Origin of the sequence: Pseudodesulfovibrio piezophilus C1TLV30, from assembly GCF_000341895.1 — a bacterium.
In the GTDB taxonomy this organism is placed as follows: Bacteria; Desulfobacterota; Desulfovibrionia; order Desulfovibrionales; family Desulfovibrionaceae; genus Pseudodesulfovibrio; species Pseudodesulfovibrio piezophilus.
The window spans coordinates 3,100,076-3,121,039 of the sequence record NC_020409.1 but is presented as its reverse complement, the minus strand read 5'-3'; the positions used below and the strand labels follow the sequence as shown (position 1 = coordinate 3,121,039).

19 protein-coding genes are annotated in these 20,964 nt (G+C 50.4%); 11 read left to right on the top strand and 8 right to left on the bottom strand.

Annotated features, from left to right (window positions below):
• Positions 1-98 precede the first annotated feature (98 nt).
• Both BN4_RS17330 and cysQ read left to right on the top strand, forming a co-directional pair.
• Positions 99-1,466 (top strand): calcium-binding protein, encoded by a 1,368-nt coding sequence (locus BN4_RS17330; RefSeq protein WP_015416145.1) that lies wholly within the window; start codon positions 99-101, stop codon positions 1,464-1,466.
• 187 nt (positions 1,467-1,653) lie between these two features.
• On the top strand, positions 1,654-2,481 hold the full coding sequence (cysQ, locus tag BN4_RS14445; RefSeq protein ID WP_015416144.1) for a 3'(2'),5'-bisphosphate nucleotidase CysQ: 828 nt from the start codon (positions 1,654-1,656) through the stop codon (positions 2,479-2,481).
• Positions 2,482-2,489: 8 nt separating this feature from the next.
• Here the strand turns inward: cysQ and corA are convergent, their stop codons facing one another.
• Positions 2,490-3,542, bottom strand: coding sequence for a magnesium/cobalt transporter CorA (gene corA / locus BN4_RS14440; RefSeq protein ID WP_015416143.1), 1,053 nt, complete (start codon positions 3,540-3,542; stop codon positions 2,490-2,492).
• A 106-nt stretch (positions 3,543-3,648) separates the two neighbouring features.
• Between corA and BN4_RS14435 the strand changes: the two genes are divergently transcribed.
• The 4 genes from BN4_RS14435 to BN4_RS14420 are packed head-to-tail and all read left to right on the top strand — an operon-like array spanning position 3,649 to position 7,003.
• Entirely contained in the window at positions 3,649-4,488 is an 840-nt protein-coding gene (locus BN4_RS14435) for a mechanosensitive ion channel family protein (protein ID WP_015416142.1), read from the top strand.
• A complete protein-coding gene (locus tag BN4_RS14430) occupies positions 4,475-5,035 on the top strand; it encodes an ATP-dependent zinc protease family protein (protein ID WP_015416141.1) in 561 nt (186 codons plus the stop codon). Before BN4_RS14435 ends, BN4_RS14430 begins: the two co-directional genes overlap by 14 nt.
• 1 nt (position 5,036) lies before the next feature.
• Complete coding sequence (gene rimK / locus BN4_RS14425; RefSeq protein ID WP_015416140.1) at positions 5,037-5,942, top strand: 30S ribosomal protein S6--L-glutamate ligase; 906 nt, start codon at positions 5,037-5,039, stop codon at positions 5,940-5,942.
• Positions 5,943-5,983: 41 nt separating this feature from the next.
• A complete protein-coding gene (locus tag BN4_RS14420) occupies positions 5,984-7,003 on the top strand; it encodes a succinylglutamate desuccinylase/aspartoacylase family protein (RefSeq protein ID WP_231856545.1) in 1,020 nt (339 codons plus the stop codon).
• A gap of 156 nt (positions 7,004-7,159) precedes the next feature.
• On the opposite strand, the gene BN4_RS14415 is transcribed toward BN4_RS14420, so the two are convergent.
• Complete coding sequence (locus tag BN4_RS14415; RefSeq protein ID WP_015416138.1) at positions 7,160-7,480, bottom strand: TIGR03905 family TSCPD domain-containing protein; 321 nt, start codon at positions 7,478-7,480, stop codon at positions 7,160-7,162.
• 617 nt (positions 7,481-8,097) lie between these two features.
• Here BN4_RS14415 and BN4_RS14410 point away from each other — a divergent pair.
• The 4 genes from BN4_RS14410 to BN4_RS14390 all read left to right on the top strand — a co-directional run bounded on the left by BN4_RS14410 (position 8,098) and on the right by BN4_RS14390 (position 12,249).
• Complete coding sequence (locus tag BN4_RS14410; protein WP_015416137.1) at positions 8,098-9,609, top strand: catalase; 1,512 nt, start codon at positions 8,098-8,100, stop codon at positions 9,607-9,609.
• A gap of 319 nt (positions 9,610-9,928) precedes the next feature.
• Positions 9,929-10,633, top strand: coding sequence for a type 1 glutamine amidotransferase (locus tag BN4_RS14405; protein ID WP_015416136.1), 705 nt, complete (start codon positions 9,929-9,931; stop codon positions 10,631-10,633).
• Positions 10,630-11,109, top strand: coding sequence for a pyridoxamine 5'-phosphate oxidase family protein (locus BN4_RS14400; protein WP_015416135.1), 480 nt, complete (start codon positions 10,630-10,632; stop codon positions 11,107-11,109). The genes BN4_RS14405 and BN4_RS14400 overlap by 4 nt, the downstream gene beginning before the upstream one ends.
• A 363-nt stretch (positions 11,110-11,472) precedes the next feature.
• Entirely contained in the window at positions 11,473-12,249 is a 777-nt protein-coding gene (locus BN4_RS14390) for a DUF169 domain-containing protein (RefSeq protein ID WP_015416134.1), read from the top strand.
• A 173-nt stretch (positions 12,250-12,422) separates the two neighbouring features.
• On the opposite strand, the gene BN4_RS17325 is transcribed toward BN4_RS14390, so the two are convergent.
• On the bottom strand, positions 12,423-13,985 hold the full coding sequence (locus tag BN4_RS17325) for a methyl-accepting chemotaxis protein (protein ID WP_015416133.1): 1,563 nt from the start codon (positions 13,983-13,985) through the stop codon (positions 12,423-12,425).
• A gap of 261 nt (positions 13,986-14,246) precedes the next feature.
• Between BN4_RS17325 and BN4_RS14380 the strand changes: the two genes are divergently transcribed.
• Positions 14,247-15,323 (top strand): metallophosphoesterase, encoded by a 1,077-nt coding sequence (locus tag BN4_RS14380; protein WP_015416132.1) that lies wholly within the window; start codon positions 14,247-14,249, stop codon positions 15,321-15,323.
• A 166-nt stretch (positions 15,324-15,489) separates the two neighbouring features.
• On the opposite strand, the gene BN4_RS14375 is transcribed toward BN4_RS14380, so the two are convergent.
• From BN4_RS14375 to BN4_RS14355, 5 genes are read right to left on the bottom strand one after another with little or no spacing between them, the layout of a single operon-like run.
• Complete coding sequence (locus BN4_RS14375; RefSeq protein ID WP_015416131.1) at positions 15,490-16,356, bottom strand: universal stress protein; 867 nt, start codon at positions 16,354-16,356, stop codon at positions 15,490-15,492.
• A gap of 21 nt (positions 16,357-16,377) precedes the next feature.
• Complete coding sequence (locus BN4_RS14370; RefSeq protein WP_015416130.1) at positions 16,378-17,175, bottom strand: hypothetical protein; 798 nt, start codon at positions 17,173-17,175, stop codon at positions 16,378-16,380.
• Between the two features lie 41 nt (positions 17,176-17,216).
• Positions 17,217-17,606 (bottom strand): response regulator, encoded by a 390-nt coding sequence (locus tag BN4_RS14365; RefSeq protein ID WP_015416129.1) that lies wholly within the window; start codon positions 17,604-17,606, stop codon positions 17,217-17,219.
• Positions 17,607-17,624: 18 nt separating this feature from the next.
• Positions 17,625-20,216 (bottom strand): PEP/pyruvate-binding domain-containing protein, encoded by a 2,592-nt coding sequence (locus BN4_RS14360; RefSeq protein ID WP_015416128.1) that lies wholly within the window; start codon positions 20,214-20,216, stop codon positions 17,625-17,627.
• 16 nt (positions 20,217-20,232) lie between these two features.
• Positions 20,233-20,964 (bottom strand): TIGR02186 family protein, encoded by a 732-nt coding sequence (locus BN4_RS14355; protein WP_015416127.1) that lies wholly within the window; start codon positions 20,962-20,964, stop codon positions 20,233-20,235.

Here is a 20,964-nt window from a genome sequence, read left to right as displayed (position 1 = left end):
ACACATCGGAATTATGCACCTAACGATATAAGGCATGTTTCTTTCATATCAAGGAGAATTGAGACCATTCCCATTATAAACAACCGACGAGGTGTTTCATGGCACTATCAATAGCAATACCGAGCGTTGATGCCGCTTCATATAATGTCGCATCTGAAAAAGACATCCGGTTCCAGTTTGACCTCAACCCGGACCAAATGCAGGTCGTCGGCAACACCCTGATTATTACTGTCGATGGAAAACAGATTTTTCTCAACAATATCATCGCTGAAGACGGCACTGTCTCTGTCGAAGCATTTCAGATGCCAGGGGGAGTGGATATTTCCGCGCCGGATTTCATGGCATCCTTGATGGGAACCACCGACTCCCAGCTGGAAACTGCGGCTGATGCGGCCGCCAATGGTGGAAGCGGTATTGTGGAAGCCTTTAGTGACAACGGGGGGTTGTTTGATGGTATTGACGCCCTTGACGGAAATTCCGGGATTCCCAGAAGCTCCGGGATTGAACTCGATCGACCGGATACTCCGGGAATCGATACCGGAGATTCCTACAACTACGTCATAGATGCATACTGGGGGCTCCAATATGCAAATTATACCAGCACGTCAGGATTGGACCCCATCCATGAAACAAACTTTCTGTACGGCAAAACCCGCACCTTTGAAACATACGAAGGTGGCACAGGGCACGACACTCTCTCCCTGACAAACGACTCCAATGCACTCTTTCTGGATGATCAGTATACTCACAGCGGCACGGCCGAAGCCGGGCTTGTGAACATCGAGGTCATCAATGCAGGAGACGGCGACGACTTGGTCGATATGAGCAGCCATTCCCTGACATATCAGGATGTGACAATCAATGGTGGAGCAGGACATGATGCTCTCTGGGGAAATGTCGGTAACGACACGCTGAACGGTGGAACCGGGCATGACACGCTCATTGGCGGAAACGGCGAGGATGTCCTTTCCGGCGGCGATGGCAATGATCGTCTTTACGGAGGTCATGACAACGACATTCTGTATGGAGGAAGCGGCAACGACACCATTTATGGCGGAGATGGCAATGACCGAGCATATCTCGGTGACGGAGACGACCGATACAATTCCGGCACAGGATACCACGACGAAGTGACCCTTGGCGATGGAGCTGATACCATCGTGATCAACTCGACCAATGTGACTGATGGCTGGAACGACAGCCTGGTCCATGTCCTTGACTTCAATGCGGCTGAAGACACTATTCAACTCAATGGATATGATATCCTTCATGTCGATTCCGGAACAGACTATACTGCCCTGTTCATCGGCACAGATGCCAGTCACCAAAATACATGGCTGATACTGGACGGCGTTGACCAGTCGGATATTTCATCCTTCATTGCCACGCATTCCAATATTGATACATCAACCCCGGACCCGACTGACTATATTCTCGAGCACACACAGCAAACCGACTTCTTCTAAAGAACATCCGAATGCCCTTGACCGCAGAGCCTTCCTTTCATTAAGGAAGGCTCTGCTTTTTCGCAATGGGACAGATTCTCAACCATCACTTGATATCATCACGCAAAAAGACACGATGTGCAGCCTGAACAATCCAGACAGGCAAAACAGGACGCAATCCTTTACCTGCCAGCCGGAGGCATTCCCAGTGACCGAACATGATCGCCTTGCATCCATTATTTCAATCGCCCGCTCCGCCGGTTCCCGCATCATGGAAATCTATTCGTCTGATTACGAAGTCGTTTTCAAGAAAGATGAAAGCCCCTTGACTGCGGCAGACAGGGCATCTCACGAACTGATAGTGCATGCACTCGGACAATTGTCCCCGGACATCCCTATACTCTCAGAAGAATCAGTGGAAATACCATGGGAAGAACGCAAGGGGTGGAAAGAATATTGGCTCATCGATCCTCTGGACGGGACCAAGGAGTTCATTAAAAAAAATGGGGAATTCACGGTCAACATCGCTCTGATCCGACAGAATATCCCCACCTTGGGTGTAGTCTACGCCCCTGCCCAGGACATCTGCTGGTATGCGGAAGAAGGCAAAGGAGCATTTCGGATGCATGGGATATCCGGCAGTCCTCGGCCGATCCATGCGTCATCGCCTGAGACATTCGCTGCTCTCAAGATTGTTGGAAGTCGCTCCCACCAGAGCCAGGCTATCAAAGCATTTCTCGGAAACCTGGAAGAACCGACCCTGATCCCAATGGGCAGTTCACTCAAACTCTGCGCTGTGGCCGACGGAACCGCCGACATATATCCACGCCTAGGTCTGACCAGTGAATGGGATACGGCAGCGGCCCATTGTGTCGTCACCGAAGCCGGAGGTTTCCTTGTGGACGAGAATGGTCACTCCCTTGTCTACAACAGCAAAGAAAGTATCCTCAACCCATACTTCCTTGTACTCGGAGGAGCCGGAGGCCGTTGGCGACAGGATATCATTGGGTGGTTCCGGCAAGCCAACACACTCTAGCCTTTCGCTTACAGAAGCCTTCGCCTCTGAAAAAACAGGAACATGGCAACGGCCACAAAGGCCATGATGACAAGAACACCATAATAACCATACTGCCAGTGCAATTCCGGCATGTTATCAAAATTCATACCATAGATGCCCACAATGAAGGTCAATGGAATGAAGATGGTTGAAATGACAGTCAGGAACTGCATGACCTTGTTAGTACGAATGCCTATGAGCGAAATCTGATAGTCAATCATGGACTTCATGATGTCATGAAGGGACGTGACTCCCTCCATTGTCTGTTCGTAATGCCCTGCGACATCATGAAGATAAGGAAGAACAGACTCCGGCACTTCGGAATCCTCCCTCATGAGTCCCTTGAAGATCTCCCGCATCGGCATCAAGAGGTTTCTCAGAAGAATCGTCTCCCGCTTCAATTCATACAAACGACCAAGGAATTGATCCGAAGCATTGGTTGCCAGTTTGCTTTCAAGCACCTGAGCCGCCTCACTGAAGTTGGCCAGGACCATCATATGGTGATCCACCAGGGAATCAAGAATGGCACAAAGGAGATAGACAGAGTCGGCGCTACGAATCCGCCCCTTACCCAATCGGATGCGGGACAGAACCCCGGAGAGCATATCACTCTCATCTTCTAGTAAAACCACAATCATGTTCTGACGCCAAAACATGCTGACTTGTTCGTCCTGTACTTTTTCGTCCTTGACTTCCATATGCCGCATGACAATAAATCCGGTCTCGTCATCGGCCCATGTGAATTTTGACCGTTGCCCCGTGTTCAGGACATCTTCAAGGAGCAGTGTCGGAAGGCGTAATGTTCTCCCAAGGTCACGGATGATCTCGGACTGGTGAATTCCGATGAGCACAAGCAGGTTCATGTGGTCAGAACTCAGCTGAATATCGTCAACTGTCTTCAGGGAGCGCTCAATGAGTTCTTTCGTATTATACATGTAGTGTTGCAAAGAAGGAACAAAGTCCCTCTGCGCTCCGGCATAGACCAAACTCCCCGGAGCAGCATCCAGTTTGATTTGATTCCAACGAAGAAAATGCAGCATACCGTTTCCCTCCAACAAGCCAAGATAACTCTCATGTCGTTTTTATATCGCTTTTCCGCTATACTCGCGAAAGAGCACAACCAACAGACAAGAACCGGATACCAAGATGAATATAGACGTAACAGAACTTCTGAATAACCACTATTTTGTCAAAGCGCTGCACAGCATTGCCCTGGCAGTCATCGTGTACCTGCTCGCCAAGCTCGCCATATCCATTGCAACCAAAGGAGGCAAGGCAAGCTCAGAAGCACATTTTGCCATCAAATACTCTGCCCTCTGTTTTTTTGGCATCTCCCTCATTTTCATCTGGCTTGAGGGTATCGGTCCCGTTCTCACTGCCCTGACGATTGTCGCAGCGGCTCTGACCATTGTCGCCAAGGAACTTATACTCAATTTTCTCGGCTCTTTCGTTATTTTCTGGAGAGAACTTTTTGCCATCGGTGACAGGGTCCAACTGGGAGACTTTACCGGCGATGTCATTGACAAGGGGTTGTTCTACTTCACCCTTCTCGAAGTCGGCCAAAAAGAATCCACAGGACACAGTACCGGGCGACTGGTCAAGGTTCCCAACGCCATGGCCGTAACCAATCCAGTGGTCAATGCCACCCGAGGGGCCGGATACCTCTGGAATGAAGTCAGGTTCGCCATTACAAGGCAGAGTGATTGGGAAAAAGCCAGGGCTACCCTCTTCAAGATCGTTGACATGTATTATCGGGGAGAATCCATCGACCTCAACCGGGTCAAGCATATCTTTGAAAAAAGAAATATCTTTTTCAGAAAGCTCACCCCAAGGGCATACATGAGTATCAGCACGGGAGGACTCTGCATCACATTACGATATTTGTGCAGGGCTCGCATGACCAGAGAGAGTCAGGACTTCATTATTACCAACTTTCTTCTCGAAATGAAGACAATCGGAGTCGAACTTGCTGATGAGCAACCATAAACACGATGCCAAAGGGCCACGGCTCATCCAATCACGAGAAGAGACAGAAGGAGGACAGAGAGTGACGCAAGCCAAAGGGCCCAAAATGATCATCGGCTGGCGGGAATGGCTCGCTCTGCCGGATCTAGAAATACCGGCTATCAAAGCCAAGGTGGACACAGGGGCGAGAACCTCTGCCCTACACGCCTTCGACATAACTCCGTTCGAGGAGAACGGTGTCAACTTCGTGGCGTTCAACATTCACCCCTTGCAGGGAAATGACGAGGTCTCCATCGCGTGTACTGCTCCTCTGGTTGACCGCAGAAAGGTCACGAATTCCGGTGGACAAACACAAAAGCGGTATGTCATAGGCACCACTCTTCAAATCGCGGGCCGGACCTGGCCCATAGAGCTGACCCTCACCAATCGAGATGAAATGAAGTTCAGGATGCTTCTGGGAAGAAACGCAATGTCGGGACGATTGATTGTCGATCCCAATCTGTCCATGCAGACTGGCGGGAAGACTGCCGCCGCTATTTACAAAGAGCACATCAAAGGGGAAATCTAACATGAAAATTGTCATCTTATCGCGCAAGAGCAGCCTCTACTCGACTCAAGCCCTTGCTGATGCAGGCAGAGAAGCCGGTCACGACATTCAAGTCATTAATCCTCTTCGTTGTTACATGAACATCACATCCCATAACCCTTCAATTCACTATAAGGGTGAGCAGGTCACGAATGTCGATGCCGTTATCCCCCGTATCGGCGCGTCCATCACATTTTTCGGGTGTGCCGTAGTCCGTCAGTTCGAGATGATGGGGGTCCATTGTGTCAATGAATCCATTGCCATTACCCGCTCCAGGGACAAACTCAGGAGCCTGCAACTCCTCTCCAGAAAGGGCATAGGCCTGCCGATCACCGGGTTTGCCAGCTCAACGCAATTCACAGGTGACCTCATCGAAATGGTCGGAGGCGCGCCCTTGGTTGTCAAACTGATCGAAGGAACTCAGGGCATTGGCGTGGTACTGACCGAGAATCGCCAGGCAGCAGAAAGTGTCATCCAGGCTTTCCAGGGGCTTAAAGCGAATATTCTGGTTCAGGAATACATCAAGGAAGCCAAGGGATCGGACATCCGCTGCTTTGTGGTGGGCGGTAAGGTCATCGCTGCCATGAAACGGACAGCCGGAAAAGACGAATTTCGTTCGAATATCCACAGAGGCGGCACTGCAACTCAGGTCAAAATCACGCCTGAAGAACGGTCCACCGCTGTCAGAGCGGCCAAAATCATGGGCCTGAACATATGCGGAGTGGACCTGCTGCGGTCAAATCATGGACCAGTGGTCATGGAAGTCAATTCCTCTCCCGGTCTGGAAGGAATCGAGAAAGCCACTGGCTTGAATATTGCCGCCAAGATTATCAAATTCATTGAAAAGAATGCCAAACCCGGCAAGACCCAGACTCGGGGCAAAGGGTAAAAGCTCCCCGAAAGACACAAGGGCTGGTGGTCATGAAGAGAATGCCCGTAGAAATTGCTGGCAAAACCGTTGCTCCCGGTGAATCTGCAACCGTGGTACTTCCAGTACCCGATACATCGCTTCGCCAGGGAGCAGGGATGCCGGTTCACGTTTTTCACGGCCGTCGGGAAGGACCTGCGCTATTCATTACAGCTGCCATTCATGGCGATGAAATGAACGGCATTGAAATTGTCCGGCGGTTGGTCGGCATGAAACGTCTGCAAAGATTGAGCGGGACTCTCTATGCGGTCCCGGTCGTCAACATATACGGATTCATCGCCAATGCTCGCTATCTCCCGGACAGAAGAGATTTGAATCGATTCTTTCCTGGCAAGGCTGGAGGCTCTCTGGCTTCCGAGCTTGCCAAGGTACTCTTTGAAAACGTGGTAGCACCATGCCAATTCGGCGTGGATCTCCATACCGGATCCAATCACCGGACCAATCTCCCGCACCTGCGGGGGAACATGGATGATGAGGTCGTGCTCGGTATGGCCGAAGCCTATGGTGCCCCACTGGCATTGAATGTTGCCGGGGCCGAAGGATCCCTGCGCTATTCAGCGGAAGAATGCGGGGTCAAAACCCTACTCTATGAGGCAGGCGAAGCACTTCGTTTCGATGAACTCTCCATTCGGGCCGGAGTGCGCGGACTGACCTCACTGATGGAACATCTCGGGATGCTCACCCCACGTAAAACTGCCCGCAGAAAAAAAGTTCCCATGCAGATAGCTCATGACCGAACATGGTGCCGTGCCCCTGCAAGCGGAGTCTTCAAAGCCGGGGCCAAACTGGGACAACGAGTGCGAAAAGGCGAGATACTCGGGACAATCTATGACCCATTCAGTAATCAGAGCTACGCATTGGAATCCCCCAAAAACGGCGTTGTCATCGGCGTGCAGTCGTTGCCCTCGGTCTATAAGGGAGATGCAGTCACCCACATTGCCTGCTTTGAAGCCCTGGCCAAGGCTGAAGCTTCAGTCGACCAATTTTCGGAACTCATGATGGAAGAAACCCCCATCTCGTGAACCGAAAGACATCGGTACAGCCGACACCGTATCGCCCCTGAAAGAAGCATATAACCTTCCGGAGTCCTGTTTTACCGGGACTCCGGCTTCAACTTCCCGATGCCACGACAAAAAAAAGTCGTGAAACCGTGCACAACACCAAGATCACGTATGGACTTATGATCCCGTTTGCATATGTGCTGAGAGAGCCTTGCACAGCTGATCCGTACAGGATGTCCCTTTTGATCCACATGTGATCCCTTGGAGCTTACGAACGACATCATCAACCTTCATGCCTTTCAACAGTGTGGAGATAGCTTTAAGATTCCCCTCACAACCACCGGCAAAATCAACTTGAGCCAGTTTGCCGTCTTCGACTGCGTACCGGATCATTTTGGCACAAACATTTTCTGGAGCAAACGTTTCAGTGCCACCACCGGGCTTGTCTGGTGCAGCATTCATGGGGGCCAGAGGAGTGAATTCCATTAAATTATCCATCTTCGATCCAAACTATCCTTTCGACCCCGGTAACCACTCCAGGGTCGTTGCCGATGATTTCCAGCCTTCTGACTGATGCGTCATCGATTATGGAAGCAATCACATCTGCCGATCAAAAAAACACTCTCGTGGAAACGACAAGCCGTCTCACCACCATGATCAGGCAGTGAGGTCATGCACGCAGTCCACAGAGCTGGAGAAAAGTATGACCAGGCAGCAATGATCCCATCCGAAAAATTGACCGCAAGAACCTCGCAGTCGTCCCGTCCGAGACAGTTATCCTATAGGTCCAAGTACGCTCCTGCAAGTGTTATCAAATGGCAAAACAGCACCATTCCCCAAAAAGAAGGAAACACTTAAATAGAGTCTGACACTCTGGGAAAATATCTGCAAAAGGAATGAGACATGAGACTAATGGGAGCGATAATTCTCCCCCAATACACCTGAATTACAGGGTATCAACCCAACAGAGACTCGTGCACAAGGAGCCATAAGTACTTTCAAATATCTGTACCGCTCATCAGAATTTCATGGTAAAGTCGCTCCAAAACAATTTGCCAGTGGTCGAAGGCTGGTCCATGGATTTGACTGGCAGATACAAGCAGCGGAGGAGAGACATGACCAAAGACAAAAAGACTCTGACCAGTGCCTTCGGGGCACCGATTGGAAACGACTTGAATACGGTAACGGCGGGTGCCCGCGGTCCTGCACTGATGCAAGATGTCCACCTGCTCGAAAAACTCTCTCATTTCGATCGGGAACGCATTCCTGAACGAGTCGTCCATGCCAAAGGAACCGGAGCCTACGGGTATTTTGAAGTCACTGCAGATGTGACGCAATACACCAAGGCCGCATTTCTTTCTGAAATAGGCAAAAAGACCGACCTCTTTGTCCGTTTCTCAACCGTAGGAGGGGAAAAGGGAAGCGCTGATGCCGAGCGTGATCCTAGAGGATTCGCCATAAAATTCTACACGGAAGAAGGCAATTATGACATGACCGGCAATAATACTCCGGTCTTCTTCATCCGCGACCCTTTGAAATTTCCTGATTTTATCCACACGCAAAAACGGGACCCGGCCACCAACCTCAAAAGCCCGACCATGGCTTGGGATTTCTGGTCGCTCACACCGGAATCCATGCATCAGGTGACCGTCCTCTTTTCCGACCGAGGCACACCAGCGACCTTCCGCAACATGAATGGGTATTCCAGCCATACCTATAAGTGGTATAATGCCAAAGGGGAATATTACTGGGTTCAATATCACTTCAAGACGGATCAGGGTATCAAGAATCTATCTGGTCCGGAAGCAGCCGAAATGTGCGGCAAAAACCCGGACCACGCCACTGCCGATTTACGCAACGCCATCGAGGCCGGGGACTACCCGTCCTGGACACTCGAAATGCAAATTCTCAGCCCGGAAGACGTTGCAGACTTTGGGTGGGATATCTTTGATATCACCAAGGTATGGCCCCACAAGGAAGTCCCGCCGATCACGGTTGGCAAGATGGTCCTGAACCGAAACCCTGAAAATTATTTTGCAGAAGTCGAGCAGGCCGCATTCAACCCGAGCAACCTCGTACCGGGCATAGGCGTGTCGCCGGACAAAATGCTTCAGGGCCGTCTCTTTTCCTATCACGACACCCACCTGCACCGGCTTGGTCCCAATTATCATTTGATACCGGTCAATCAGCCCAAGCATGCGCCGGAACAGAATTATCAACGCGACGGTTCCATGCGCGTGGATCACAATGGCGGAGGCGGCCCCAACTATTGGCCCAACAGTTATCATGGCCCTGCCCCGGACAACATCTCCAATGAGCCCTATATTCCGTTGGAAGGAGTCGGTGGCCGCCATGAATTCACCCATCCGAATGACGATTTTGTCCAACCAGGCACCCTTTACGGAACAGTTATGTCGGATCAGGACAGAACCCATCTGATAAACAACATCCTGGGAAGCATGGAGAGCGTGCCAACCCCGATTCAACTCAGACAATGCGCTCTCTTTTATCTGACCCATGAGGACTATGGCACCCGCGTCGCGGAAGGGCTTGGTCTTGACATGACCGAAGTCAAACGACTTGCCTCCATGACCCAAGAGGAACGAGTCGCTGCAACACAACTCTAAAAAAGCCAACGCATGAACGAGAAGAGGCCGCTCCCTGGAGCGGCCTCTTCTCGTTCATGCAACCGCCGGTACTCACTTTTGACAATTTCACACGCATCCGGCACATTTTTGCACATGTGAGAAAAAACCGTACTCTCATTTTTTTACACGACTTTTTCTTGGCGAATATAACCCCCTGTTCTTACAACAAAAGAGAAGAAAAACCGTTCTGGCCCTTCACTTGCAAAGTGCTTAAAGAATACAGGGAACGTTCAGGATGCAGATCTTGATGTCCCTGCTATACGCCAGTAATGGAAGAAAAGCCCAAGGAGCCCCATACATGCGAATACAAACCATTGAACATGTCCCTTTCGAAGGCCCTGCTGCCATCGCAAGCTGGGCACAGGAACAAGGCCATACACTTGGCAGAAGCCGCATTTTCATGGGGGAATCCCTTCCCCCCGTGAGTGAAATAGACCTGCTCGTCATCATGGGAGGTCCCATGAGCGTTCATGATGAAGAACAGTATCCCTGGTTGGCCATGGAAAAGGAATACCTTCGACAGGCGGTGGATTCGGCGCTCGGCATTCTCGGCATTTGCCTCGGGGCCCAATTGATGGCCGAGGTTTTGGGAGGTCAAATCACCAGAAATATTCATCGTGAGATAGGCTGGTTCCCAGTGACATTGACGAGAAAAGGACAGGCTCACCCCCTTTGCAAAGGATTGCCAGACACGTTTACCGCCTTCCACTGGCATGGCGAGACATTTTCCATCCCACCCAAGGCTCAGGCTATAGCATCAAGCGAAGCATGCGCTCATCAGGCTTTCACTCTGGGGTCACGTATGGTTGGCCTGCAATTCCACCTGGAAACGACCCCGGAAAGTATGGAACTTCTCATTGACAATTGCGCAGATGAGTTGGCCCCGCTCACAAACCATGTACAAACGCCGGAAGTCATGCGCTCAACCTTCGATCAGCCCTCTGACATGGACTTTTTACTCAAGACGCTACTCAACAATCTCACCAAGGAGATCATGAAGTGAGACAAGAAAAACGTGAAATCAAAGACAAGAAAACCGTTGAAGAACTTCTCTGCGGGTGTCGTACCATGCAACTGGGCCTCTGGGATGGCAAAGAACCTTATGTCGTCACCGTGAACTTCGGATATGCAGACGGAGCGATCTATTTTCACAGTGCCCAGGAAGGTCGCAAGATGGACTGTATTAAGCAGAATGGTCTGGTCAGCTTCGTATCAGTCATTGAAAGTAATGTGGTCACAGCAGAAAAAGCTTGTGGGTATACGACACATTATACGTCTGTCACCGGCTTCGGGCATGCGCAGATTTTGGAATCAATCGAAGAGAAGACTGCCGGGCTTGATATAATCATGGGGCAGCATGACGGCCCGTGTGGAGCATTCGATGCCGCAGTACTTAACCGCACAGCCGTGATCAAGGTCAAGCTTGAGCGTCTGGTCGGCAAAAACAATCCGGCCTCTTCTCACACCTCGAAAGCGTGAAAAAGTATCCCGTACAATGAATCAATCCCATGGAAAAACATATTTCTATAAATCTGCTTCCAAAAAGGATGGAAGATCCATGCTCTGCTCCCTTTTTTCCATGGGATTCTCCTCATCTTATCAGCTTGGCATTTTCATGAAAACAAGAATCACATCCTTAGAATTGAGAGAAGTATCACGAACATTTTTTATTCCAAATTCGATTGTGTTATTTTAAACATAATTCGAGTGCATTTTTTCACAAAAGCATTGCCCATTGCCCCGACGCAAGCGGAAGGCTAATCAGCACCCACACAAAGCGTCCTCAACAATCTGGTCCGAGGCCGCGCCTGAACACCCAAAAATCCTTCGGGAGGTATTACCATGACCTATTCTGAAATGCAGGACGTATTGATGAAGGAGCTTCGACTCTATCACTACCCTATCGCGATCAAATTCTTCTTTGACCAATCCGAGCTGGACGCCTTTCACGACGCTGCACCTGAAATCCATACGCCACTCAAATCCATGACCTTCTGTCAATGGGAGATCGGCGCACGCATGAAAGGACAAATAGTCTATTCCGGTATAGAAGGACTGGGTTGTAGCAATGCCAAGTACAGTTTCGGCTGGAAAGGGATTGATGACGGCGAGATCAAAGGACATGCAAAATATACCACGGACCCGGAGCAGGCCGAGCGCTTCATACTGTCGAAGTCCCAGCTCAAAGAAGGTCTTCTGGGAGTCGCAGTCGCTCCACTGGGTGCGATTGATGGACTGTATGAACCGGACACTGTCCATTTCTACTGTGACAATATGCAGGCTTACCATCTGGCTGTCGACTACATGGCAGCAACCGATACCCATCCCCTGCGCCCAAGCATCACCATGAATTCATCAGCCTGCGGCGGTAATGTCTACACACTCCTTGAACAGGAGTTCAATATGCTTCCTGCCTGTTCCGGCAGCTACAATGCAGGAAAAACAGAGCGTGGTGAAATCAATGTCATGATTCCCGGCAAAAAATTCGGTGCGACTTTTGACCGACTTATGACACGTATCGAGGCAGGCAGCAGCTCCATCACACGCCCCGGAGACGGGTTCCCCGGCGCTGATATCTGCAAGAACTGTCCACTGATCATCTTCAAAAAGGAAGCGTAAAATTCACCCGAGTTCAGCACCTTCTTCGACCAAAAAATCACGCTTCCACAAACCATACACGCTCTAAGAAGAGAACCAGGGGAAACAGAACACGTCTCCCCTGGTTCTCCTCAAACCATCTCATTTCTCATTGACAGCCGAGGGAAACACCTACCAATTCGTACACAGAAAAACTACATATCGATTTCAATACCTCCCTGTGGCAACGCCGCAGGATTTCGCACCGTCTTGACAATGGGAGCAGGACGGGAATTTTGACCGCCGCCAAACCTTTGAAGAATATCCTCAAGCAAATCAGCCTGTGCGACAAGGTCCTGAGCCGTATCCGCTGTTTGCTTTGAAACAGTCGCGTTCCGTTGGATCACTTCATCCAAAATTTGAATGGCGGAATTGACCTGCTCTGCACCAGAGTTCTGCTCATTGCTTGAGATATTAATTTCCTGCACCAACTCTGCGGTCTTTTCAATATCAGGCACCAGTGTGGACAACATGCGCCCGGCCTTATCCGCAACATTCACACTGTTGATCGAGAGTTCGCTGATTTCCGTGGCAGCCACTCCACTTCGCTCTGCCAACTTGCGAACTTCAGCCGCGACCACGGCAAACCCTTTGCCATGCTCCCCTGCCCTGGCCGCTTCAATGGCTGCGTTGAGCGCCAGTAAGTTCGTTTGCCGAGCAATCTCTTCGATGATGGATATTTTCTCAGCGATTTCTTTCATGGCACTGACGGTCATGGCTACTGCTTCTCCACATTCAAGAGCCCTGCCTCCGGAATCTCTGGCTATATCATCCGTGCTTTTCGCATTCTCCGCATTCTGTCCGATGTTTCCCGTCATTTGTTCCATTGACGCAGATATCTCTTCAACACTGGCGGCTTGCTGATCCGCCCCCTTGGCAATCTCTTCAGTTGAGACAGAAAGAGTGTCACTGCATGCGCTTACTTTTTCAGAAACTGCCACAATATCACGAATGACTCCTGTGAGCTTGGAGGCCATCCCACGAACAGAATCCGCCAAATCTCCCAATTCATCATCGCGTTTAAAACCAAGTTCACCAGAATAGTAAATGTCCCTATCCACCTGAGATGCCCAAAGAGAAACAAGTCTTATGTCCCGAACAACAATCCGTAGAAGAAGATTGGCAGCGAGGACAAGAAGCACCAACAGGACAATGGTTATCCCGCTCGCCCAAGTGACTTGAGCAATACAATTGTCCACACCCAGGATAAGCCTGCCTTCCATGGAGTTAAATCCTTTGTTAAGCACCTCGAACCCCTCAAACGCAGGGGTATCGCTGATCTTGACAACGCCATCCACTTCCTTAGGGCTTTTCCCTTCGGCCCACATTGTTTCCACAAGGGCCACATTGGAAAAATAGTTTTGCATGACCCCTTTGATCTTATCCAGAGCCTCTTCTTCCACAGGTGTCAGCCCCAAGGTACGATACTGGTCCAAATACCCGAGAATTTGGGTTTGATTATTCTGAATACGCTCCTTGAACTTGGGTTGTCCCCGTAAAACATAATTTTTGAAATTGTGAATGATACCACCATATCCGAATTGCTCTTTGATCTGCATGAGCAACTTCTGACGAACGACCGCGTTTGAGGTATACGAACTCCAATGCGTGTGGATATTGTTCAGTGCGTTGACCATAATCGGCAGAGAAACAAGAATGACTCCAATACATACAGCCAAACTTATTTTCATTTTGGTTTTCAGTGTCAGATTCAGCATCACGACTCCCTTCTCTCGGCGAATATTAATGACCCACAAGACTCTTCAACTCTCTCCAATAATCTACACAGCGACAAGGGATTGGATATTATAGTTTCCGAGAACACGCTCTCAGTGAAAACACGGCAGGAAAATATTCTGAAACGTGAAACCTCTTTTCTGATTTTCGCAATTCCAACAAAAATGACAACGGATAGGCACACAGGCCAAAAGAAAAAACCGTATCTTCCATGGTTGTAAACTTTAACCTTGGAGATTGTGATGACGAAAGATCTATCCCGCCGCTCGTTTCTGAAAACGGGGGGCATGGCCCTGACAGCAGGGGCAGCAACATTGCTGACCAACACCACTTCATTCGCCACCCCAGCCCCAAAAGACTTCGGGGCAGTTCGTTTTGCGGTCATCTCCGACCCTCATGCCGACATCAAGGGAAAAAACGGAATGAAAATGTCCGCCTGTAGCATGGATTGTGTCCGAAACACGGTGGAAGCCCTGAACCTGGATGAAAATCTGGCTTTTGTCATGGTCTGTGGAGACCTGCTTCAGGATGGAGAATGGGAAAATGCGAGAGCAGTCAAATCCGCTTTAGACACCCTGCAAGCTCCCTACTACGTCATAGCCGGGAATCATGACTTCGCCCCCGTTGACACACAGAAGCATCGTGCAGGGTTCACGTACATGCCCATAGAAGATTTTGTGAGCTATTTCGAGGGACACGGCTATGAGGAATCAGGCAATCGCCATTATGCGCACGAAATAGTTCCTGGCCTGCGTATTATTGGCATGGATGCCAATCTGCCCCATGATCCCAAAAAATGGGGAGGGATTGTCAGCGCCGATCAACTCGAATGGCTCGACAGAGAACTTACCAGCAACAAAGATGCAATGCATGTGATCTTTATTCATCACAATCTGGTTCGCTGGTCCGCCGATGAACTTCAAGGCGGGCCCAAGCAATGGTTTACCGTTGACAACGCCGCCGAAGTTCGAGCCATGCTGGAGAAACATGCCAATGCCCAGGTTGTCATCTCCGGGCATCGCCATATCGCCTTGAACCTCAAGGAACTCAATGGAATCAATTATTTTGTTTCGCCATCGGTCAACACCCATCCCATGCGCTACACCATATATGACCTCAATCAGACGGGCATCAGTTGGCAGACTCCTTCCGTCCCGATGACAACAGCGCAACACCTTGAGGCTCGCGAGAACCTGCTGGAAGCAACATGGTGGCGAGCCACACAGTTCGCCGAACGCAATGCGTTCAATGATATGGAGGTCTTATCTCTCTACGAAAACAACGGTATGCGGATGGGATTAAAAACACTCAAGAAATAGAGCCGTCTTCCCTCGCAGGAAATGAAAAAGTGATTCATACAAAGCAAGTGGGGCCATTGATTGGCCCCACTTGCTTTGTGAAAGGCATCTCTTCTCCAAGCTCCCTCCCTCTCATCAGATAAAGCGTCTTCCCTGCCAAATTCCGCTCACTTCCGCCCAAAAAACTTCAGCGCAAGATCAGGATGGAAGAGGAAGAATGATTCACCAGAGAAGCCACTCGATGACGTGGCAAGAGCCGCTGCAAAGGAGACTTGTGAGTCAACCATAAAGCCATGAGATCATCCTGACCTCCGGCTTCAACAAATGCCTCCAAAGAACCTTCATCAACCACTCGGAGCAGTGCCTGCACACCACGGCTCAGATAATAATCAAGAACCTCGCCCATCTTTGCTTCCACATCCTCTCGCAGTTCTCCGCGCTTCAGGATGCCGACGACCTCTAATTGAGCACCGTACAAAGTCACACATTGATTGATAAGCTCAAGGGATTCCTGAGTAACATGGGCATGATCCAGGCAGCAGACGACTTTGGAAGGATTCATGCTCTCACGCATGACAAAGACAGAGCAGTCAGCAGCATCCGCAACCTTACCCGGCACACCCGCGCCTCGTCCCCAGCCTCCCTCGTGCTGGTGACACCCGATAATGATACAATCACTTTCTGCTTCCCTGGCCTCGGTAATGATCGCCTTCACCGGATTGCCGCTCCTGACATGCAGAAAAAAACCTTTGCGCCCGGAGGTATCTTCTTCCAGAACAGCTCGCTGTGTGTGAGTAAAAGGACTGTTTTCATCGTGACTATACAGATCGACATCAGACCCCAAAGCCTCCAGAAAATCAGCTCGGTATCGACGCAAGAGCCTGGTCTTGGGATGAGCCTGAGCCTGTTCCAAGTCATCTTCAGCAATGTATGAACGTTTCTTTTCAACAGCCAGCATGACTACATCCGGCCAGGTATTGGCGGCCAATCTGGCTGCCTGGCTGACCGCATAACGGCTATAGGCATTTTCATCAACGGCGACGAGTAATTTCATCGAAAATCTCCCTTGGCTCAATCACCAGCATAAGAGAATGGGACAGGAAACCAGGCCGAGCACTTCGGTCTGAGGGGACTTGCAGTTGGACTTGCGATCGATGTGAGCTATCAGCATGCCATACTCATGCATGGCCTGGATAGCGCTGTCCGGTGCTCCGAGCAGAGAATACGTCTTGGCTGGAATATATCCCTTTTCCTCCAGCAGCCGTGACGCTTCGGCAAGCAGTTCATCTGGGTGGGGATTCTGATGTAGATCATCCATGGCATAAGCGCATAAATCAAAATCCACCGACTGATCGGCAAAAAACCGACAAAATTTTGAAATCAACCCGTCAATGTCAGACTTTTCATCCAGCAACACCACCAGTCTGTTTGATTGAATCATGTTACGAACAATCAAAACCGGACATGGCATTTGCTTGTAAAAGCGGGACCGAAGGCGCTTGCGAAATTCCCCTGTATTAAAATTGGCCAACTCCCCTTCCACAAAAAGGTCATACCACCCAAGACGCAGTTCCTCGAGAATCTTATCTTCACGGGAGCCAACACGAATGATAGGGTTGGGAAGGACAAAACAATCCAGCTTCTCACTCTTCAGGATACGCCGGACTTCCTCCAACCCGGCCTGTCGCAACCCGGATTCCCAGGATTTGCGAATCCAACCGGTCTGCGAAGAATGCCGCTTGTGATCCGGTTCTTCAATATGAATAGGCTGTACACCGATTCCGAGCAGGTCGGATTTCTGGCACAGGTACCGCAGGGCAACGTTGGACGCCAACGTCATTTCCACGGGGACAAGGGCTTTCAGCATGTCCATGGGCGCACCTCGCTTCTCTCTTTTAGCATGAAATTTTTTTCTTATTCACCTTTGCGGATGTGTTCTTCCGCCTTCCGAATGACTTCCTGGATTTCACCAAGCTTGAACGGCTTTGCCAGAAAATCGAAAACGCCCTTGCGCATGGATTCCTTGGCAGTATCCATCGTGGCGAAGCCTGTAATAACGATAACCTCGGTGGATGGTGAACGTTTCTTCACTTCGGCAAGAAACTGCATCCCATCGATTCCTTCCATTTTCAGGTCGGTGACAACAATGTCAAAATCCCGTTCCTGAATTCGGACCATTGCTTTGGCACTCTCATAAAAGCTTTCGACTTCGTACCCCATCTTTTCCAGTGCAGGTTGAAGCCGTTTGCAAACGATTGGTTCGTCATCGAGGATGAGAATACTCGTCTTTGTTGAGGTGGTCATACTGCAATCCTCCAGTATTTAATTACTTATCGCCTGATTGACGATGCGTTCAAATTCTTCGCAGTGTTCCAATACCTGAGCGTCATTGACCATGGAGACATCCAATTGCCGGGTGTATGCCACCACGACGCCGAGAATATACATCAGCCAGTGAACATCCTGAGCGACTCGTCCCTTGGCCCGTGCCACGACCAGATCTTCTTTGACAGTCACGGAAAAATCGTATGTCTTCAGGACATTTGAAAGGAATTTGGCACGACGAGATCGCCTGGTCACTCCTGTGACCCCCCCGGCAAAACGGAATTGAACAACATTTCTCACGCCATCAACACTTTCATAGCAATCAATCATGGTAAAATGGTATCCAAGCTTGAGACTCAAGTGCAGATATTGATTGGAAATAACCGCAAGATTCTGTCCAATCCTTTGCGCCCCGGTCGTGTCGGTCGAAAAAGTACGGGTCATACTCGACATGAAACTGGAAAAATCCACCGGCACCGGGGTCGACTGCCAGACACCATCCAGAGTCATTCCGTTCACAAAGGAATGCAGCGTAGTAGATTCCACCTGATCCAGCCGGATGGTCCGCCGAGTCCTCAGGCCATGCAAGCCACCGGCACACTCCGGAGCAAGTCCGCCGCCGATATCAAGCACCACCAAATCCAGTGGAACCGGAAGCTCCAGACGCCCGCCAGGACACGCTTCCCCAGCTGCGGATGCATTAGGGATATCTGTCAGTATTTCCACTGATTTTTCATGAATGAATCGAGCTATATCATGGAGCGTCTGACATCCCTGAGGAGTGAAATTCCCTGCGGTCGGGTCAAAAAGGTTCAAGGGCTCTATGAGCTTGAGCATTCTTCTCAATAACCGATACTCATAGGTCTCCTCCATACGGTCACACATGAAATCATGGAGCTTCAATTCTTTGACCAACCCCTGATAGACGGTCTTCTGCTCGGCATCGAGTGTGACCATCTCCCCTTCCTGCAAAACCATAGTGGCCCGGCTGGCATTGAGCAGCGACGGGACGCGGTACTCGCGGGCAATGGTTGCCATGTGCCCCAAAGGGGAGCCTATGTCAGTAACAACCCCTGAAGCGCGGTGTAAAATCGAAGCATATTGAGGCGATGAGACATGAGCCACAAGAAGAGCGCCATCAGGAAAAGTCTCAAGGTCTCGTCCTTCCCAGGCGACAAAGACTGGACCAGCGCCGACTCCCTGCTGTCCGACATCTCCCTCACCACTGAGCAAGACCGGGTACGCTTTCAGTGCGTCGCTCAACTCCGGGGACTGGGCATCATCACATACGGCAATCCTCAAAGGCCGGGCCTGAAGAACAACAAGCGCTCCATCCTGATCAAAGGCGTATTCAATATCCTGCGGTTTTTTGAAATACTGCTCCAGCCGCATTGCTGTGACAGCCAATAAATGAATCTCCTCCGAAGAAAGACTCGGAACGGCCTGCAAATCCTCCGGCACAGGTTCCATCTCCACGGAACCACCCGGCTGGCCATATTGAGCCAAAGGCTTTTCAGCGATCGACTCGGACAAAACCGCATGGCCGGAGTCTCGGGAGACTGCAAATCGGTCCACCTTGACCTTCCCCGAAACCACAGGGGCACCCAGCCCCCAGACTCCAGCGATGTCTATACAATTCATCTTGGGATTGACCGGCGACAGACTATACATCACGCCACTGGTTCTGGCCTGAACCATGCCCTGCACCGAAACAGCCATATAGACTTCATCTGGTTTGAAATCGTATTCTCGCCGATACTCCATGGCCGATGGGGAAAAGGTACTCGCCAACACCTTTTTGTATGCATCAAGCAATCCCTCTGACGTCACATTGAGATAACTGTCATACTGACCGGCAAAGGACAGGGCTCCGTCCTCTCCCCATGCGCTGCTACGAACGGCAAACCGGACATCCTTGTCATCGAGTTTCCGACGCAAGGCATCACTTTCCCTGTTCAAGGCTCTTCGCAACCGCGTTGGAATTGTCCCTGCCAGAATCAATGCCTGAATTGTATCGGACGCATCCTTGGCCGGAAGATTACCGGCGCGCCAAGCCTCTTCATAGCCTTTGATCGTCTCTCCCAGTCCATTATGTTCCATGAACAAAAGATATGCGGAAGTGGTCACTGCGAAGCCGGACGGCACTGTCACCGAAGAGGTTTTGGCGATTATCCCCAATCTGGTATTCTTCGCTCCCACAGCATCCATGTCTTTGGGACCGATGTCTTCAAATGGAATGACCATGACATCAGGGAGAATAGGACGGCGCTCCAGTTCGCTTTCCAGCTTGGAACGGATATCCCGAAAACTCGCGTACAATTCAGGATACTTTCCGGGTGCCATGGCATCGAACGCATCAAGCAATTCACGAGCCGTGTCCACCATATACTGTTTGGAACTGCGCAAATATTGCAGATCAAATATATAGCCACCGCCGAGTTTGCTGTGCATCGAGGCGATCGTCGTCAGGGTTCGATTGTTCAATTCCAGTACACGCTGAAAATGGCTGAACAGGGCGGCCAGGGAACGTCGTTCCCTTTGCCGCCCCGGCAGCAATCGAGTGCGAATATAGTCGAACACCCTGTTCATATATGAACTCCCTGCGCTAATGAGCGCCTCCGCGTTCTTTGAAAAGCAGACTCATGGCAAGACCGGCCAGAATAGCGATAAGAACGGCGGCGACACCATACAACAGGGAATGGTCGAATGCGAATACAGACAGCATGGCAGGCAAACCTGTCAACTTGGTATGCAATTCTTCCGAAGCGACTCCCATGACCTGACCGTCTTTGACAGCCAGAACTTCTACCCTGTAAATGCCCTGATGCATGGCTGAAGGAATGGAAAGTGACGCCGTGAAGCCCCGCTGTCTATTTGCCGCAGGTTTGTATTGAACAACATCCTTTTCTACTTCATAAAACCCGTCATTCTCCATAAGTTTGATAAACTCATCGAAAACAAGATCATCGGTCTCGCCTTTCACAGCCTTGAAGCCAAGGTCGGAGTGCTCCCAATCGATGGTGCTGACACCATCTGTCCCCATCAGAAAGACATCCGGTACTCCTTTGATTTCGACAGTCTTGAGATTCATCCACAGAACACCCAAGGCCTTGCCTTTCTCCTTGAAGAATTCATCGCGAGGCTCGCCCATGAGACGAATCACTGCGGCAGTCCCTTCGGGTACCGTGCCTGAGATGGACAGATCTGTCCCGTTGAAATTGGTCCCGATACCGACCAGATTCGGCCTGATTGTCAAGGATGTTTCAGCGGAAGCGGCTGGACACAGCAATACCAGAGCAGCCAGGACCATCATGCAGTTGAAGAGAATATTTTTCAT

What these genes read in the sequence shown, in the direction of transcription:
- BN4_RS17330 (WP_015416145.1), top strand. Translation starts at nt 99, where the DNA reads ATGGCACTATCAATAGCAATACCGAGCGTTGATGCCGCTTCATATAAT.
- corA (WP_015416143.1), bottom strand. Translation starts at nt 3,542, where the DNA reads ATGCTGCATTTTCTTCGTTGGAATCAAATCAAACTGGATGCTGCTCCG.
- BN4_RS14435 (WP_015416142.1), top strand. Translation starts at nt 3,649, where the DNA reads ATGAATATAGACGTAACAGAACTTCTGAATAACCACTATTTTGTCAAA.
- BN4_RS14430 (WP_015416141.1), top strand. Translation starts at nt 4,475, where the DNA reads ATGAGCAACCATAAACACGATGCCAAAGGGCCACGGCTCATCCAATCA.
- rimK (WP_015416140.1), top strand. Translation starts at nt 5,037, where the DNA reads ATGAAAATTGTCATCTTATCGCGCAAGAGCAGCCTCTACTCGACTCAA.
- BN4_RS14420 (WP_231856545.1), top strand. Translation starts at nt 5,984, where the DNA reads ATGCCCGTAGAAATTGCTGGCAAAACCGTTGCTCCCGGTGAATCTGCA.
- BN4_RS14415 (WP_015416138.1), bottom strand. Translation starts at nt 7,480, where the DNA reads ATGGATAATTTAATGGAATTCACTCCTCTGGCCCCCATGAATGCTGCA.
- BN4_RS14410 (WP_015416137.1), top strand. Translation starts at nt 8,098, where the DNA reads ATGACCAAAGACAAAAAGACTCTGACCAGTGCCTTCGGGGCACCGATT.
- BN4_RS14405 (WP_015416136.1), top strand. Translation starts at nt 9,929, where the DNA reads ATGCGAATACAAACCATTGAACATGTCCCTTTCGAAGGCCCTGCTGCC.
- BN4_RS14390 (WP_015416134.1), top strand. Translation starts at nt 11,473, where the DNA reads ATGACCTATTCTGAAATGCAGGACGTATTGATGAAGGAGCTTCGACTC.
- BN4_RS17325 (WP_015416133.1), bottom strand. Translation starts at nt 13,985, where the DNA reads ATGCTGAATCTGACACTGAAAACCAAAATGAAAATAAGTTTGGCTGTA.
- BN4_RS14380 (WP_015416132.1), top strand. Translation starts at nt 14,247, where the DNA reads ATGACGAAAGATCTATCCCGCCGCTCGTTTCTGAAAACGGGGGGCATG.
- BN4_RS14375 (WP_015416131.1), bottom strand. Translation starts at nt 16,356, where the DNA reads ATGAAATTACTCGTCGCCGTTGATGAAAATGCCTATAGCCGTTATGCG.
- BN4_RS14370 (WP_015416130.1), bottom strand. Translation starts at nt 17,175, where the DNA reads ATGGACATGCTGAAAGCCCTTGTCCCCGTGGAAATGACGTTGGCGTCC.
- BN4_RS14365 (WP_015416129.1), bottom strand. Translation starts at nt 17,606, where the DNA reads ATGACCACCTCAACAAAGACGAGTATTCTCATCCTCGATGACGAACCA.
- BN4_RS14360 (WP_015416128.1), bottom strand. Translation starts at nt 20,216, where the DNA reads ATGAACAGGGTGTTCGACTATATTCGCACTCGATTGCTGCCGGGGCGG.
- BN4_RS14355 (WP_015416127.1), bottom strand. Translation starts at nt 20,964, where the DNA reads ATGAAAAATATTCTCTTCAACTGCATGATGGTCCTGGCTGCTCTGGTA.